Origin of the sequence: Sphingomonas sp. (genome assembly GCF_964263785.1) — a bacterium.
Classification (GTDB): Bacteria; Pseudomonadota; Alphaproteobacteria; order Sphingomonadales; family Sphingomonadaceae; genus Sphingomonas.
In genome coordinates, this window is record NZ_CAXVWL010000008.1 from 50,110 (window position 1) to 65,470 (window position 15,361).

Annotated in this window: 17 protein-coding genes and 1 pseudogene; 11 read left to right on the forward strand and 7 right to left on the reverse strand. The window is 68.5% G+C overall.

Annotated elements, in window-relative coordinates; all coding sequences use genetic code 11:
* The first annotated feature begins 11 nt into the window (after positions 1-11).
* Positions 12-1,301, forward strand: coding sequence for a dicarboxylate/amino acid:cation symporter (locus ACE5C1_RS00820; RefSeq protein WP_374942165.1), 1,290 nt, complete (start codon positions 12-14; stop codon positions 1,299-1,301).
* Here the strand turns inward: ACE5C1_RS00820 and ACE5C1_RS00825 are convergent.
* Positions 1,292-1,915 (reverse strand): glutathione S-transferase family protein, encoded by a 624-nt coding sequence (locus ACE5C1_RS00825; protein WP_374942166.1) that lies wholly within the window; start codon positions 1,913-1,915, stop codon positions 1,292-1,294. The genes ACE5C1_RS00820 and ACE5C1_RS00825 overlap by 10 nt on opposite strands.
* A complete protein-coding gene (locus ACE5C1_RS00830) occupies positions 1,912-2,748 on the reverse strand; it encodes a class I SAM-dependent methyltransferase (RefSeq protein ID WP_374942167.1) in 837 nt (278 codons plus the stop codon). Before ACE5C1_RS00830 ends, ACE5C1_RS00825 begins: the two co-directional genes overlap by 4 nt.
* A 78-nt stretch (positions 2,749-2,826) precedes the next feature.
* On the opposite strand from ACE5C1_RS00830, the gene ACE5C1_RS00835 reads away from it, so the two are divergent.
* Entirely contained in the window at positions 2,827-3,585 is a 759-nt protein-coding gene (locus tag ACE5C1_RS00835; RefSeq protein ID WP_374942168.1) for a hypothetical protein, read from the forward strand.
* A gap of 82 nt (positions 3,586-3,667) precedes the next feature.
* On the opposite strand, the gene ACE5C1_RS00840 is transcribed toward ACE5C1_RS00835, so the two are convergent.
* On the reverse strand, positions 3,668-5,284 hold the full coding sequence (locus tag ACE5C1_RS00840) for a phosphoenolpyruvate carboxykinase (RefSeq protein WP_374942169.1): 1,617 nt from the start codon (positions 5,282-5,284) through the stop codon (positions 3,668-3,670).
* A gap of 128 nt (positions 5,285-5,412) precedes the next feature.
* Between ACE5C1_RS00840 and ACE5C1_RS00845 the strand changes: the two genes are divergently transcribed.
* Genes ACE5C1_RS00845 through ACE5C1_RS00875 form a run of 7 tightly spaced genes read left to right on the forward strand, consistent with a single transcriptional unit; the run spans position 5,413 to position 10,508 of the window.
* The gene (locus ACE5C1_RS00845) at positions 5,413-6,120 is read left to right on the forward strand and encodes a response regulator (protein ID WP_374942170.1); all 708 of its coding nucleotides are present in this window, start codon (positions 5,413-5,415) and stop codon (positions 6,118-6,120) included.
* On the forward strand, positions 6,092-7,654 hold the full coding sequence (locus tag ACE5C1_RS00850; protein ID WP_374942171.1) for an ATP-binding protein: 1,563 nt from the start codon (positions 6,092-6,094) through the stop codon (positions 7,652-7,654). The genes ACE5C1_RS00845 and ACE5C1_RS00850 overlap by 29 nt, the downstream gene beginning before the upstream one ends.
* Before the next feature lie 12 nt (positions 7,655-7,666).
* Positions 7,667-8,101 carry an HPr kinase/phosphorylase gene (locus ACE5C1_RS00855; protein WP_374942172.1) on the forward strand — a complete coding sequence of 145 codons (435 nt, stop codon included), beginning with the start codon at positions 7,667-7,669 and terminating at the stop codon, positions 8,099-8,101.
* Positions 8,101-9,012, forward strand: a complete 912-nt coding sequence (rapZ, locus tag ACE5C1_RS00860) for an RNase adapter RapZ (RefSeq protein ID WP_374942173.1) — start codon at positions 8,101-8,103, stop codon at positions 9,010-9,012. Before ACE5C1_RS00855 ends, rapZ begins: the two co-directional genes overlap by 1 nt.
* Before the next feature lie 19 nt (positions 9,013-9,031).
* Positions 9,032-9,439, forward strand: coding sequence for a PTS sugar transporter subunit IIA (locus ACE5C1_RS00865; protein ID WP_374942174.1), 408 nt, complete (start codon positions 9,032-9,034; stop codon positions 9,437-9,439).
* Complete coding sequence (locus ACE5C1_RS00870) at positions 9,436-9,708, forward strand: HPr family phosphocarrier protein (protein ID WP_374942175.1); 273 nt, start codon at positions 9,436-9,438, stop codon at positions 9,706-9,708. The genes ACE5C1_RS00865 and ACE5C1_RS00870 overlap by 4 nt, the downstream gene beginning before the upstream one ends.
* Positions 9,708-10,508 carry a TrmH family RNA methyltransferase gene (locus ACE5C1_RS00875; protein WP_374942176.1) on the forward strand — a complete coding sequence of 267 codons (801 nt, stop codon included), beginning with the start codon at positions 9,708-9,710 and terminating at the stop codon, positions 10,506-10,508. The genes ACE5C1_RS00870 and ACE5C1_RS00875 overlap by 1 nt, the downstream gene beginning before the upstream one ends.
* Positions 10,509-10,644: 136 nt before the next feature.
* On the opposite strand, the gene ACE5C1_RS00880 is transcribed toward ACE5C1_RS00875, so the two are convergent.
* From ACE5C1_RS00880 to recR, 3 genes are all read right to left on the reverse strand, one after another.
* Positions 10,645-11,976, reverse strand: a complete 1,332-nt coding sequence (locus tag ACE5C1_RS00880) for a DNA recombination protein RmuC (RefSeq protein ID WP_374942177.1) — start codon at positions 11,974-11,976, stop codon at positions 10,645-10,647.
* A gap of 85 nt (positions 11,977-12,061) precedes the next feature.
* Complete coding sequence (def, locus tag ACE5C1_RS00885) at positions 12,062-12,586, reverse strand: peptide deformylase (RefSeq protein WP_374942178.1); 525 nt, start codon at positions 12,584-12,586, stop codon at positions 12,062-12,064.
* Positions 12,587-12,704: 118 nt separating this feature from the next.
* Positions 12,705-13,301, reverse strand: coding sequence for a recombination mediator RecR (recR, locus tag ACE5C1_RS00890; RefSeq protein WP_374942179.1), 597 nt, complete (start codon positions 13,299-13,301; stop codon positions 12,705-12,707).
* A gap of 53 nt (positions 13,302-13,354) precedes the next feature.
* Here recR and fmt point away from each other — a divergent pair, with 53 nt between their 5' ends.
* On the forward strand, positions 13,355-14,266 hold the full coding sequence (gene fmt / locus ACE5C1_RS00895; RefSeq protein ID WP_374942180.1) for a methionyl-tRNA formyltransferase: 912 nt from the start codon (positions 13,355-13,357) through the stop codon (positions 14,264-14,266).
* Positions 14,263-15,000, forward strand: a complete 738-nt coding sequence (gene truA / locus ACE5C1_RS00900; protein ID WP_374942181.1) for a tRNA pseudouridine(38-40) synthase TruA — start codon at positions 14,263-14,265, stop codon at positions 14,998-15,000. The genes fmt and truA overlap by 4 nt, the downstream gene beginning before the upstream one ends.
* A gap of 85 nt (positions 15,001-15,085) precedes the next feature.
* Here the strand turns inward: truA and ACE5C1_RS00905 are convergent.
* Positions 15,086-15,361: pseudogene (locus ACE5C1_RS00905) on the reverse strand (class I SAM-dependent RNA methyltransferase); the annotation flags it as partial.

Sequence of the window (15,361 nt, forward strand, 5' to 3'; positions counted from 1 at the left end):
CGGGGGACGGCATGAAGTCGCGGCTTACCTATTACATTCTTGCCGGTTTGGTCGCCGGGTTGATCGTCGGGCTGGGGCTTCACTGGTCGATCGACGACGGCACCCCCGCTTCCGCCGCGCAGCTGGCGGAGATCGCGGGCTATCTGTCGATCGTCACGCAATTGTTCCTGCGGCTGATCAAGATGATCATCGCGCCGCTGGTGTTCTCCACCCTTGTGGTCGGCATCGCGCACATGGGCGACACCTCGGCGCTGGGCCGCGTCGGCCTGCGCAGCCTGTTGTGGTTCATCGGTGCGAGCCTATTGTCGCTGACGCTCGGGCTTATCCTGGTGAATTTGCTCCAGCCCGGCGTCCGCCTGGCGCTCGCGATCCCGCCGGCGACCGCGGCGAGCGGCGTGGATGCGGGGGCGTTCGACCTCGCCAAGTTCGTCAGCCACATCGTGCCCCAGTCGATGATCGAGGCGATGGCGACCAACGAGATCCTCCAGATCGTCGTCTTCTCGGTCTTCGTAGGAGTCGCGATCACCGCGGTAGGCGAGAAGGCGCAGCCGCTCGTCCGCGCGACCGAGGCCTTGGTCGCAGTGATGCTGCAGATCACCAACTACGTCATGCGGTGCGCGCCGTTCGCGGTGTTCGCCGCTGTCGCATCGACGTTGGCGGAGCGTGGGCCCGGGATCATCGGCGATCTCGGGTACTTCATGCTGACGTTCTACATCGGCCTGCTGCTGCTATGGGCGGTGCTGATCGGCATCGCCTTTTTGCTCATTGGGCCCCGGACGCGGTATCTGGTGCGCTACATCCGCGATCCGCTGATCCTAGCGTTTTCGGCTGCGTCGTCGGAGGCAGCGTACCCGCGGACGCTGGAGGCGCTCGACCGGTTCGGGGTGCCGCCGCGGATCGCCAGCTTCGTGCTGCCGCTGGGCTATTCGTTCAATCTCGACGGTTCGATGATGTACATGACGTTCGCGTCGCTGTTCATCGCGCAAGCTTACGGGATCGACTTGTCGATCGGGCAGCAGATCACGATGCTGCTGGTCCTGATGGTGACGTCGAAGGGCATCGCGGGAGTTCCGCGCGCGTCGTTGGTGGTGATCGCGGGGACGTTGTCGATGTTCCGGATCCCGGAGGCGGGGCTGCTGCTGATCCTGGCGGTCGACCACTTCCTCGACATGGGGCGATCGGCGACCAACGTCATCGGCAATGCGGTGGCGGCGTCGGTGATCGCCAAGTGGGAGGGCGGGCTCGATCCGCGCGGTGACGACGACCTCGACGCCGCGGCGCGGACGTTTCCTCAGGCGTAGGCGTAGGGTCCGCCCTTCTTCAGCGCGGTCTCATAGGCAGGCAGCGCGTGGACCTTGTCGAGCCAGGCAATCGTCGCCGGGCGCGAACTATCGAGCCCGCCGCGGGCACGCGCGGCTTCCAGCGGAAAGCTCATCATGATGTCGGCGGCGGTCATCGCATCGCCGGCGAACCAGGGGCGCTGGGCCAGTTCCGATTCGACGTAATCGAGGTGGACGTCGATCATCGGCTGGATACGCTTGATCGCCGCCTTGCCGAACAGGGGGATGCGCGCGAGCACCAGCTTGAGCAGCAGCGGCGGCATCATCGAGCCTTCGGCGTAATGGAGCCAGAAGCGATAGCGCAGCGCCGAATCGCGGTGCGCCGGCGCCCCCAGGCGGCCGTCGGCCTTCTCGACCAGATACTCCACGATCGCGCCCGTCTCGGCGACAACGCGTCCGTCGTCGTCGACCACCGGCGATTTACCGAGCGGGTGGACGCGCTTGAGCTCGGGGGGCGCGAGCATGGTCTTCTTGTTTCGCTCGTAGCGCTTGATTTCGTAAGGCAGCCCGAGCTCCTCGAGCATCCACAGGATGCGCTGCGACCGGCTGTTCTCGAGGTGGTGGACGGTGATCATGGCGCGCTCCGTGACAGGGTTGCGGACCATATCCACGCCGCGGCGGGAAAGTCGACCGCTCCCGCGTGGAGACGGCGCGTGCAGGCTTCGGCGACCGCGTGTTCCATAGCCGGGCGATCGGCGGCGGGGGTGTCCCTGAGCAGGCCTGCGACAGGGCCGATGCGGCGAAAGAACGCGACCGCATCGGCGACCGCGTCGGTCCCCTCGCCTGCCCGGTAGGCGAACGCTACGCGCGTGGCTTTGCCGTGCCAGCCTGCCGCGGCCAGGAGCGCAGCCGTATGTGCCGGATCGGCAAAGGCGAACGGACCGGACGTTGCACCGGCCGGTGCCTCGCCGTCCATTCCCATCGCGGCAAGCAGGTCGGCAGCGAAGCGGTTCGCGCGGCGCTCGGCGAAGCACGAGAAGACCAGGCGCGCGTCTGGCGCAGCGGCATCGGCGAACGCTGCGAAGGCGGCCACCGGATCGTCGAAGAACATGACGCCGTGGCGCGAGACGTACAGGTCAACCGGCTGGATCGAAGCAGCGGCGACGATGGCGTCACCGACGACGAAGCGCAGGTTCGCAAGCCGCGGGCGGACCTGTGCCGCGGCGACGAGCCCGGCCGAGAGATCGACGCCGATCACCTCCGCATCGAACCGCGCGGTGGCGAGTGCGTGCGACGTGGCGCCTGCCCCGCAGCCGATGTCGAGCGCGCGAAAGGGTCCGGCGGGTGCCGCGCGCAGGATCGCGGCATCGAGCTGCGGCGCCAGAGCGGCAAAGCTGCGGTCTGTCCGCCGCCACTCCTGCGCCCACACATCGCCGATCCTACCGGTCCAGTCTGCGGCTTGCGTCATGACGGCATCCTAAACGTTTTGTCGCACCGCGACAGCGGGTGTTGCGACGTTCCGGCGGCGCGGCTAGGCGATTGGCGGATGCGTTCGGCCCAGTTCTTCGCGCCGCGCCGGCCGCGCACGCCCGCTTCGCGCCGGGCGGTATCGTTCGGGCTCGCCGTCGCGGCGCACATCCTGATCATCTTTCTGCTGCTGCGCCTAGCCCCGGCACCGACTCCGCCGCCGGTCACCGACGAACCACCGACGACCTTCGTCATAGCGCCCGAACCGCAGGCCGCCGCCAAGCCCGCGCCGCGCGCGCAGGCGGTCGTCAAGGTGGCGCGCTCCACCGCCAGCGCGGCGCCCGCCGCCGCGACCCGCGCCACGCCCGCCGCCCCGGTGCAGACCCCGCCGCCGCCGGTCCTGCTCCCTGGCGGCATGGAATTGTTCGACGCTGCCGACATCGGCAAGCTCCGCGGTGATGCAGGCACGCGCGGCGGCGGCGATTCGGAGGGATCGGGCGACAGCGTGGCGGCCTATGGCCCCGGCGAAGGCCCGGGGGGGCAGCGGCTGTACAACGCCGAATGGTACCGGGAGCCGAGCCGCGCGGAGCTCGCCGGTTTCCTGCCCGCAGGTGCGCCGCCCGGCAGCTGGGCGCTGATCGCGTGCAAGACGATCGAGGATTACCACGTCGAGAACTGCCGCTCGCTCGGCGAAAGCCCGGTAGGATCGGGCCTGGCGCGCGCGATGCGGCAGGCGGCCTGGCAGTTTCGGGTTCGGCCGCCACGCATCGGGGGGAAGACGCTGATCGGCGCGTGGGTGCGTATCCGCTTCGATTTCGATCGGGCACCGTCCGGCTAGGCGGACGGCCTTCGCGTGTTGCGCCACCAGCGTCCGGTCGCGCCCCGGTGGGGAGCCCGACCGTGCCGAGCAGGCGGGCTGCTCAGGCCGGCTGGGCGATGTGAGCGGATTTTGGCGCGGATTGCCGGACACCCTCGTCCACCGCGTCGGCGAATTGCGCGAAGTTTTCGACGAACAGGTCGACCAGCCTGGCTGCTGCCGTGTCATAGGCGGCCTTGTCGGACCACGTCTCGCGCGGGTCGAGGATTGCGCCGTCTACACCGGGGACCGCGACGGGCACCTGGAAGCCGAAGTTCGGGTCGGTGCGGAATTCTGCCGAATTGAGGCTGCCGTCGAGCGCGGCGTTGAGCAGCGCGCGGGTCGCCTTGATCGGCATGCGCGTGCCGACGCCGTACTTGCCCCCGGTCCAGCCGGTGTTGACCAGCCAGCAATCGACTCCGCCCCTGGCGATCCGCTCCTTGAGCAGATTGCCGTAGACCGACGGATGCCGCGGCATGAAAGGCGCACCGAAGCACGTGGAGAAGGTCGCATCGGGCTCGGTGACGCCGATCTCGGTGCCTGCGACTCGCGCGGTGTAGCCCGACAGGAAATGGTACATCGCCTGGTCCGGCGTCAGCTTGGCAATCGGCGGCAGGATGCCGTAGGCGTCCGCGGTCAGCATGACGATGTTCCTGGGCACCCCGCCCAAGTTCTCGTCGGACGCGTTCGGGATGAAGTCGATCGGGTAGGCGCCGCGGCTGTTCTCGGCCAGGCTGTTGTCGTGGAGGTCGAGCTGGCGCGTGACCGGGTCCATGACGACGTTCTCCAGCACGGTGCCGAAGCGCTTGCTGGTCGCGAATATTTCGGGCTCGGCCTCGGCCGAAAGGCGGATCATCTTGGCGTAGCAGCCGCCCTCGAAATTGAAGACGTGGGTATCGGACCAGCCGTGCTCGTCGTCGCCGATCAGCGTGCGGCTGGCGTCGGCGCTGAGCGTCGTCTTGCCGGTGCCCGACAGGCCGAAGAACACTGCGGTCGATCCGTCGGCGCCCATGTTGGCCGAGCAATGCATCGGCATCACCCCGGTCGGGGGCAGCAGGTAGTTGAGCAGGCCGAACACCGACTTCTTCATCTCGCCCGCGTAGCGCGTGCCGCCGATCAGGATCAGCTTCTCGGTGAAGTTCACCGCGATCACGGTTTCGGTCCGGCAGCCGTGGCGCTCGGGGTCGGCGCGGAAGCTGGGCAAGTCGACGATCGTGTACTCGGCGTCGAAACTGCGCAGCTCGTGCTCTTCAGGCCGGACCAGCATCGTACGGATGAACGAATTGTGCCAGGCGAGTTCGGTGACGACGCGGACGCGGACACGGTGCTCGGGCTGCGAGCCGCCGTACAGGTCCTGGACGAACAGATCCTCCTTCTCGTGCAGCTCGGCGAGGAAGTCGGCCTTGAGCGCCGCGAAATGCGCAGGGGTCATCGCCTTGTTCGACTTGCCCCACCAGACGCTGCCTTCCGTCTCGGCATCGCGGACGATGAACTTGTCCTGCGCCGAGCGGCCGGTGTGTGCACCCGTCTCCACGACCAGCGGGCCGTCGGCGCTGAGCTTGCCCTCGCCGCGCGCGACTGCATTCTCGATCAGGCGCGCGGTGACCAGGTTCCAGTGGAGCGTCGCGCGGGTCTCGATGCCCTGCGCGCTCAGCCCACGCTCCGGAATACGTTCGTTCATGATGGCTTCCCCTCGTGCAAGCGACTCTTCGCCGGCCGGCATACGTATGCCGGCCGCATAGGACGGCGTCGCGAGAGCGTCAAACCGGCGCGGTTGAGCGGAATCCCGCTTTGTACTAGCATGGGGGCATGACCGCTTCGATCGCGCTCGTCGACGACGACCGCAACATCCTGACCTCGGTGTCGATCGCGCTCCAGACCGAAGGATTCACGACGCGCGTCTATTCTGATGGCGAAACCGCGCTCAAGGCGCTGGTCGATACCCCGCCCGACCTCGCGATCTTCGACATCAAGATGCCGCGGATGGACGGGCTGGAACTGCTGCGGCGGCTGCGCGAGAAGAGCCAGATCCCGGTCATCTTCCTGACCAGCAAGGACGACGAGCTCGACGAGGCGCTGGGTCTGGCGATGGGCGCGGACGATTACATCGCCAAGCCGTTCAGCCAGCGGCTGCTGATCGCGCGCATCCGCGCCATCCTGCGGCGGGCGGAGGCGGTGCAGGCGAGCGGGAGCGGGGCGGAGGGCGAAGTTGCCGTGCCGATCGCGCGCGGGCGGCTGACGATGGACCCGGCGCGTCACCGGACGACGTGGAATGGGCAAGGGGTGACGCTGACCGTAACCGAGTTCCTGATCCTGGAGACGCTGGCGCAGCGGCCGGGCATCGTGAAGACCCGCAACCAGCTGATGGATGCGGCCTATCAGGACGACATCTATGTCGACGACCGGACGATCGACAGCCATATCAAGCGGCTGCGGCGCAAGTTCCGCAGCGTCGACCCCGAGTTCGACGCGATCGAGACCCTTTACGGTGCCGGATACCGCTATTCCGAGGAATGACGACCGCGACCTGGCCTTGCAATGGTCCGGGCGAGTGTCGCTCACCCGGCGCATCCTGGCGGTCAACATCTTTGCGCTGCTGCTGCTGGCCGGCGGGTTCTTCTATCTCGACTCCTACCGCAGCCGAATCGTCGACAGCCGCGTCGAGCAGGCATCGCGCGAGACGCGGCTGATCGCCGAGGCGCTGGCCGCAGTGAAACCGAAGGCGCGCGAGGCGCTGGTGCTGCGGCTTGCGGAGGATACGGGATCGCGTATCCGATTGTTCGCGAGGGACGGCACGCAGGCCAAGGACACCCGGGCGGACGGCTTGCGGAATTTCGTACTGGTCGATCCCGATCGTCAGGGATGGAACCAGGTCGTCGCACGCTGGCTCGACGCAGGGATCGACATCGTCGTCGCGGCGCCGCGCCCGCCCTTGTACCGCGAGCGCCGCGAGGGAGGGCAATGGCCCGACGTGCGCGCCGCCTCATCCCGCTCGGTCGTTGCGACAACGGTGTGGCGCGCGCCCGACCGGACTCCCGTCATCACCGCCGCCGCGCCGCTGCCCGGCGGAGGCGTGGTGATGACGACGCTGAACGCGCGCGACATCACCCAGACGGTGCGGATCGAGCGATTCCGGCTCGGCATCGTGCTGGCGGTCGCGACGATCGTTTCGGTGCTGCTGTCGCTGTTCCTGGCGCGGACCATCGTGCGGCCGCTGCGACGGCTGGCGCGGGCGGCGGTGCGGGTGCGGTTGGGCCGCGCGCGCGAAGTTGTGGTGCCGCGTCTGCCCGACCGGCGCGACGAACTGGGGCTGCTCGCGCGCGCGCTGTCCGACATGAGCCTGGCGTTGCGTGCGCGGATCGACGCAACCGAAGCGTTCGCCGCCGATGTGACGCACGAGATGAAGAACCCTCTGGCCTCGCTGCGTTCCGCGGTCGAGGGATTGGAACGGGTCACCGACCCGGACCTGCGCGCGAAGCTGCTGGCGATCGTTCGCGACGACGTGCTGCGGCTCGACCGATTGATCACCGATATATCGGAAGCGTCCAGGCTCGATGCGCAGCTGAGCCGCGCGAAGTTCGAGCCGGTCGATGTCGCCGCGATGATCGCAGGCCTGCTCGCCCAGCGCGAGGCGCGCGGAGTCGAACGTGGCGTGCGGCTGCGCTTCGATCGCGAGGACGGCGGTGCTGCCATCGTGCTCGGCGAAGGCGCGCGGCTGGAACGGGTAATCGAGAATCTGATCGACAACGCGCTGTCCTTTTCCCCCGATGGCGGCGTCGTGGCGATCGCGGCGCGGCACGAGGAGGAGACGCTGGTGATCCAGGTCGACGACGATGGCCCCGGCGTGCCCGACGAGTCGCGCGAGGACGTGTTTCGGCGGTTCCAATCGGTGCGGCCCGCCAGCGAGGCGTTCGGGCAGCATTCCGGACTCGGTCTCGCCATTGCGCGGACTATCGTCGAAGCGCATCAGGGCGCCATCGCCGCCGAATCGCGCGAGGACAGGATGAGCGGCGCCCGGTTCGTCGTCCGCCTGCCGCTCGCCGACTTATAGGACAGCCCAGCCTTGGCCGTCGTCAGTTCCGAGACCCTTCACGCCACGACGGTTGCCATCGACGGCTTGGCCGTGCTGATCGAAGGTCCCTCGGGCACAGGCAAGTCCGACCTTGCGCTCCGCTTGATTGATCGCGGGGCGAAGTTGATCAGCGACGATCGAACGCTGGTGGTGCGCACGGCGGCGGGGCTGGTCGCGCGGGCGCCGCAGACGCTTGCCGGGCGGATCGAGGTCCGCGGCATCGGCATCGCCGCCGTTCCCTGCCTTGCGGAAGCGCCCGTGGCGTTGCTCGTGCGGCTCGATGCCGAGCCGCCGCGTATCCCCGAGCGGCGGCGGCGCACGATCGCCGGGATCGACGTGCGCATGGTCGCGCTCGACCCGCGGCCTGCCTCCGCGCCGATCGCGATCGAAATCGCGCTGCGCCAACCCGAGGCGACACCGGCGTGATGTCGGGTCAGCCGATTCTGCTCGTTACCGGGCTGTCTGGCGCGGGCAAATCGACGGTGCTCAAGACGCTCGAAGACCTGGGTTGGGAAGTGGTCGACAATCTGCCGCTGGTGCTGCTCGACCGGCTGCTCGACGCGCCGCTGCCGGCAGGTGCGGGCGAAGCGCGGCAACCGCTGGCAATCGGGATCGGCGCGCGGACCCGCGACTTCGATCCCGACCGCATCGTCCGCCGCATCGCCGACCTGCGTGACGCCTCCGGTCTCGATCTCGGCACCTTGTTCCTCGATTGCGCGGGTGCCGAGCTCGAACGTCGCTATTCCGAGACGCGGCGGCGGCATCCATTGGCGCTCGACCGCCCGGCAGCCGACGGCATCGCCCGCGAGCGCGAGCTGCTCCAGCCTTTGCGCGACTTCGCCAACCGGTTGATCGACACCACGACGCTGACCGCCAACATGCTGGCGCAGCAGGTGCGCGAGGAGTTCGGCGGCGAGCGGCTGGGCGAGCCGACCCTGGCGGTCATGTCGTTCGGCTTCTCGCGCGGGTTGCCGCGCAGCGCCGACCTGGTGTTCGACATGCGGTTCCTGCGCAATCCGCATTGGGTGCCCGAACTGCGGTCAGGCACCGGGCTCGACGCGGAGGTTGCCGCCTATGTCGCGGGCGACCCCGCCTACCGCGAGGCGCTGGAGCGGATCGAGGGCCTGCTTCTCCTCCTGCTTCCCCGCTACCGCGCCGAGGGCAAGAGCTATGTCACCGTTGGCATCGGCTGTACCGGGGGGAGACACCGCTCGGTCCACGTTGCCGCCGCGCTCGCGGAGCGGTTGCGCGACGCGGGTTTTTCGCCCACGGTCTTTCACCGCGATCTGGGCGCCGCCCCCCAGGACTCGCTCGAGGGAAAGCCGGCCGGCGTGTGAGCATGGATACGCAACCCTGATGATCGGCCTGGTTCTGGTGACGCACGGACGCCTTGCCGAGGAATTCGTGACCGCGATGGTTCACGTCGTAGGCCCGCAGGAGCGCGTCGCGACGATCGCGATCGGCGCCGACGACGACATGGAGGAGCGCCGGGCCGACATCGCGGCGGCGATCGACCAGGTCGACGCGGGCAAGGGCGTGATCGTGCTGACCGACCTGTTCGGCGGCACTCCCTCCAATCTCGCGATCTCGCTGATGCGACGCGGCCATGTCGAGGTGATCGCGGGGATGAACCTGCCGATGCTGATTCGGCTGGGCTCCGCGCGCAAGGCGATGACCGTCGTCGCCGCGGTGGCCGCGGCGCGCGAGGCAGGGCGCAAGTATATCTCGGTTGCGTCCGAAATTCTCGGCGAGGCCGCAGCGTGAGCATCGCGCGGCAGGTGCTCATCACCAATCGCCGCGGGCTGCATGCGCGGGCCAGCGCCAAGTTCGTCACCCTGGCCGCGACCCAGCCGTGCGAGGTGCAGGTCGAGAAGGAAGCCGGATCGGGCGTGACCGGCACGTCGATCATGGGGCTGATGATGCTGGGCGCGGCCATGGGCGACACGATCACGATCAGCGCCGCGGGCGACGGCGCGGAGACCGCGGTGGCGGCGTTGTGCGAATTGGTCGAGGCGAAGTTCGGGGAGGATTGATGCCCCGCGAAATAACCGCTTTCTCGAACCCGCTGATCAAATACGCCCGCGACTTGCGCGACAAGCGGCATCGCAAGGCGTCGCGACAGTTCCTGGCCGAAGGGCTGCGCATCCTGACCGAGGCACGCGAGACCGGGCGGCTGCCCAAGACCTTGTTCTACGCGGCGGCGAGCGCCAACCATGCGCTGGTCTACGATCTGTCGTTCGCGGTCGAGGCGGCGGGCGGCGAATCGATCCAGACGACGCCAGATATCCTGGCCAAGCTGTCGGGCAAGGACAATCCGCAGGCGGTGGTTGGCATATTCGACGAGTTCGACGCAGAGCTCGCGTCGCTCGACCGGAGCAGTTCCGGCATTTGGCTGGTCGCCGAACGCTTGCGCGATCCGGGCAATCTGGGGACGATCCTGCGCACCGGCGACGCGGTCGGCGCGGGCGGGTTGATCCTGATCGGCGAGTGCGTCGATCCCTTCTCGGTCGAGGCGGTGCGCGCGAGCATGGGGGCGCTGTTCACGGTGCCGGTGGTGCGGAGCGAATGGCACCCGTTCCTGGCGTGGCTGCGCGAGGGGCCGGGGCAGCTGGTGGGGCTGAGCCTCGATACCGACACCGGCTACCGGGAGGTGGCGTATTCCTCGCCGACGTTCCTGCTGACGGGCAATGAGGCCCACGGCATGCCGCCGGAGATGGCTGCTGCGTGCGACGTTCTGGTCAAGATGCCGATGCTTGGCAAGGCCGACAGCCTCAACGCGGCGGTCGCCACTGCTGTTATGGCGTATGAGGTGCTGGCGCGGCAAGCGGCCTGACATGGTCGACCCGCGATTACCGTCCGCCCTGAGCGAAGTCGAAGGGCACGCCCGGCCAAGGTACTTCGACTGCGCTCAGCACGAACGGGAGAATAGGGCCGTCCTCCAGAGGCTGACTGGGTGAACCGAGCGTTACTCACTCCGCCGCGTCGATCAGCCGTGGCGCCTCGTCCCCATAACGCGCCAGCGCCTCGACCGGGGGCACCTCCTCGATATTGCGCGCGCCGGTTTCAATGTTGAGGTCGCGGAACTTACGACCGGAGCTAAGCACATTCCGTTCGAACGACCCGACGAACTTGTTATAGTTGTTGACGGCGGAGTTTAGCCCACCACCGACTACCTTGAGATGCTCCGCGGCTTTTGCCAACCGATCATGAAGCTCCTTGCCGAGCTCGCCGATTTGGCGCGCCTCGTTCGCCAGCTTCTCCTGTCGCCAGACCGCGGAGACAGTGCGGGCGATCGCGATGAGGTTGGTCGGGGTCGCGAGCAGCACGCGCTTTTCGAAGGCGAAATCCCAGAGCGTCGGGTCGTGTTCCAGCGCAGCGGAGAGGAAATGTTCGCCGGGGACGAACATGATGACGTAATCGGGCGCGTCCTTGAACTGGCTCCAATAGGCCTTGTTGCCCAGGCCGTTGACGTGGGTACGCATCGACGTGGCGTGCAGGCTCAGGCCGCGCAGCCGTTCGGCCTCGTCGACCGCGCCGAACGCGTCCTGGTAAGCGTTGAGCGACACCTTGGCGTCGATCACCAGCGCACGGCCGCCGGGGACGCGGATGATCGCGTCGGGGCGCAGTCGCCCGCCCTCGTCGCCGACGGCGATGCTGACCTCGGTCTGGAAATCGGTGTGTTCGCTAAGACCACAGGTCTCCAGCACGTTCTTCAACTGCTGCTCGCCCCAGCGCCCACGCGACTTGGGCGCATTGCGGAGCGAATTGACGAGCTTGGCGGCTTCGGTGCTGACCTTTTCCTGGCCGAGCCGCATCTGTTCGATCTGGCCCTTCAATTCGCTGAACGCGCCTTTCCGCTCGACCTCGACCTTGCCGACCGCTTCCTCGTAGCGTTGCAGGCGGTCGCTGACCGGCTGGAGCATCGATTTCAGGTTCTGCCCCGCGGTCTCCTCCGACTGGCGGAAGCGGGCGTCGGCGCGTTCGAGGAAGCGGGTCTGCGCCGATTCGAGCGCCTTGGCCGCGGCGCTGGCGAATTGCGCGTCGAGCGCCTCCATCGCGCGCGCATGTGCCGCATCGCGTTCCACGGTCTGCGCCTTGAGCGCGGCCAGCTCGCGATGCGCGGCGTTGCGTTCGGCCTCGACAGCATCGCGCGCGGCGCGGACGATCTCGGCGTCGGCCGCGCGGGTTTGCGCCACCGCCAGCTCGCTCGCCATCACGCCACCCTTGCGCGATGCGATCAGCCAGCCGACCAGCAGCCCCGCCGCCGCCGCCAACACCGCCACCAGAACCAGTTCCGCCATGACTACTCCGTCGATTGCGGGAACATAGCCCGAACGATGCGGCTTGGAAAGTGACGCTAAGGTGAGGCCAACGATGCTGCCGCCGTCACGCCGCCTTACGCTGCTTGGCAAGCTTGCGGAGCAGCATCTCGCGCTTCAGCCGCGAAACGTGGTCGATGAACAGGATGCCGTCGCAATGATCGATCTCGTGCTGCATGCACGTCGACAGCAGGCCGTCGAGCTCCTCCTCGTGAGCGAGGCCATCGGTATCGAGCCAGCGAACGCGGCAGCGCGCCGGGCGTTCGACGTCGGCATATTGCTCTGGGATCGACAGGCAGCCTTCGCTGTAGCTCGACAGCTCGTCGCTGACCGACAGGATTTCGGGATTGATATAGGCGTGCGGCGCGCGGATCGGCTTGCCGTCGGCATCCTCCTCGGTCTGGAGGTCGATCACCACCACACGGCTTGCTACGCCGACCTGGATCGCGGCGAGGCCGATGCCCTTGGCCGCATACATCGTGTCGGTCATGTCGGTGACCAGCTGGCGGATCGCGTCGTCGACACTTTCCACGGCGGTGGACACCACGCGCAGGCGAGGATCGGGAACTTCGACGATTTCGAGGACGGCCATCGGCGTGCGCTAGGAAAACAAGTCCAACAAATCAAGCACCGCACGTTCTTGCCACCCTGTCCTCACCCTTCCTACTCCCGGAAAAGGGAGAGACGCACAGGGTGACGGGCGAGGACAGTCATGTCACAGGACGGCGGGCGCGCAGCGCCTGTGCCAGCGTACCCTCGTCGAGATAGTCGAGCTCGCCGCCGACCGGTAGGCCGTGGGCGAGCTGGGTGACGCGGACGGGGAAGCGTTCGATCCGTTCGGCGACGTAATGCGCGGTCGTCTGGCCCTCGAGCGTCGCGTTCATCGCCAGCACCACCTCGTCGATCCCGCCCGCTTCGACGCGGCGGACGAGCGAGTCGATCGCGAGGTCCTCGGGACGTATTCCCTCCAAGGCTGAAAGACGGCCGCCAAGCACATGGAAACGGCCGGGAAATAGCCGCGGGCGTTCGAGCGCCCAGAGATCGGCGACCTCTTCGACCACGCACAGAGCGCGGGCGTCGCGGCGCAGATCGGCGCAGACCGCGCAGGGGTTTGCGGTGTCGACGTTGCCGCAGGTCGTGCACGTTTCGAGCCGCTCCTCGACCGCGGTCAGCGCCGACAGGAGCGGCCCGAGCGCCGCCTCGCGCTTCTTTAGCAGGTGAAGCACCGCTCGCCGCGCCGAGCGGGGGCCGAGCCCCGGCAGGCGCGCCAACGCCTGGGTCAACGCCTCGATCTCGGGGGATGCCATGCGGGAACAGATAGGGGGTTGCGCGCGCGCGCGCCAGCGGGGAGACGGCGCGCATGCGGATCGTCTTCATGGGAACCCCCGAGTTCGCGGTGCCGACGCTCGACGCGTTGGTCGAAGCCGGGCACGAGATCGTCGCGGCGTACAGCCGGCCGCCACGCGCGGGCGGGCGGCGGGGGCGCGAGCTGGTGCCCTCCCCCGTCCAGCGGCGCGCCGAGGCGTTTGGACTTGCGGTGCGGACACCGGTGTCACTCAAGACTGCGGAGGCGCAGGCCGACTTCGCCGCGCTCGACGCGGATGTGGCGGTGGTCGCGGCGTACGGGCTGATCCTGCCGCGCGCGATCCTCGATGCGCCGCGGCGCGGGTGCCTGAACGTCCACGGATCGCTGCTGCCACGGTGGCGCGGGGCGGCGCCGGTGCAGCGCGCGATCCTGGCGGGGGATGCCGAGACCGGGGTCGGAATCATGCGGATGGAGGCCGGGCTAGATACCGGGCCAGTGCTGCTGGAGGGGCGCGTGGCCGTCGACGGCAAGACCGCGGGCGCGTTGAGCGGGGAATTGGCGACGCTCGGGGCGGCGCTGATGCTCGAGACGCTGGCCGATCTCGACGCGCGGATCGAGACTCCGCAGCCCGAGGCGGGCGTGACCTATGCCGCCAAGATCGACAAGGCGGAGGCGCGGCTCGACTTCTCGCAGAGCGCGGTCGCCGTAGAGCGGGTGGTGCGGGCGATGAACCCGGCGCCGGGCGCGTGGATCGAGTTGGCGGGCGAGCGGGTCAAGGTGCTGGCGGCCGACGTCCTGCCCTTCACCTTTCCGGGTGGTGCTGGCGAGACGGTGGACGCGCGGCTGACGATCGCGTGTGGGATCGGCGCGATCCGGCCGACCCTCGTGCAGCGCGCGGGGCGCGGGGTGACATCGGCCGAGGACATGCTTCGCGGCTTTCCCGTCCCGACGGCGACGTCTGCGTGACGCGGTTCGCGCTGACGGTCGAATATGACGGGCGACCGTTCATGGGTTGGCAGCGGCAGGCGCATGGACCCTCGGTGCAGCAGGCGCTGGAGGAGGCGGTGTTCTCGGTCACCGGCGAGCGGACCGCGGTGCAGGCGGCGGGCCGGACCGACGCGGGGGTGCATGCGCTGGCGATGCGCGCGCATGTCGATGTGGAGAAGCCGTTCGCGCCGTTTCGGTTGATGGAAGCGATCAATGCGCGGGTGCGACCGGCGCCAGTGGCGGTGCTGGGGTGCGAGGCGGTGCCAGACGATTGGCATGCGCGGTTTTCGTGCGTCGGGCGATCCTATGTCTATCGGATCGTCAACCGGCGGGCGCCGCTGACGTGGGGCGCGGGGCTGGCGTGGCAGGTGCCGCAGCCGCTGGATGCCGCGGCGATGGCGGCGGGGGCGGCGGCGCTGGTCGGGCGGCATGACTTCACCACGTTCCGATCGGCGCATTGCCAGGCGGACAGCCCGGTGCGGACGCTCGACCGGTTGGATGTGGTACGCGACGGGGATGCAGTGGCGGTGCATGCGGCGGCGCGGTCGTTCCTGCATCACCAAGTGCGATCGATGGTCGGGTGCCTGGCGCTGGTCGGCATGGGGCGGTGGCCGGTCGCCGAGGTCGCGGCGGCGCTGGTGGCGCGGGATCGCGGACGGCTGGGGCTGAACGCGCCGCCCGATGGACTGTATTTCGTAGCCGGGGATTACTGATTTCCTCCGTTCGCCCTGAGCGAAGTCGAAGGGCGAGATGCTTGGCGATGTGCTTCGACTGCGCTCAGCACGACGGGGCTCTCGCCTACCTCCTGAAGCAGGCCGCGAGTTCGACGTGCGTGGACCAGCGGAACTGGCCGACCGGCTGGATCCATTCGAGCTGCCAGCCGCCTTCGCACAAAGTCTTCGCATCGCGTGCGAAGCTGCTGGGATTGCACGAGACATAGGCAAGTCTCTTGGTCGAGGCGGCGGCGAGTGCGGGCATCTGGTCGCGCGCGCCCGCCCGCGGCGGAACCCCGGCCATACCGTCGAAGCGGGTGAGCTCGGCGACCGTGAGCCGGCGCCGGGACAGGTCGCGGTG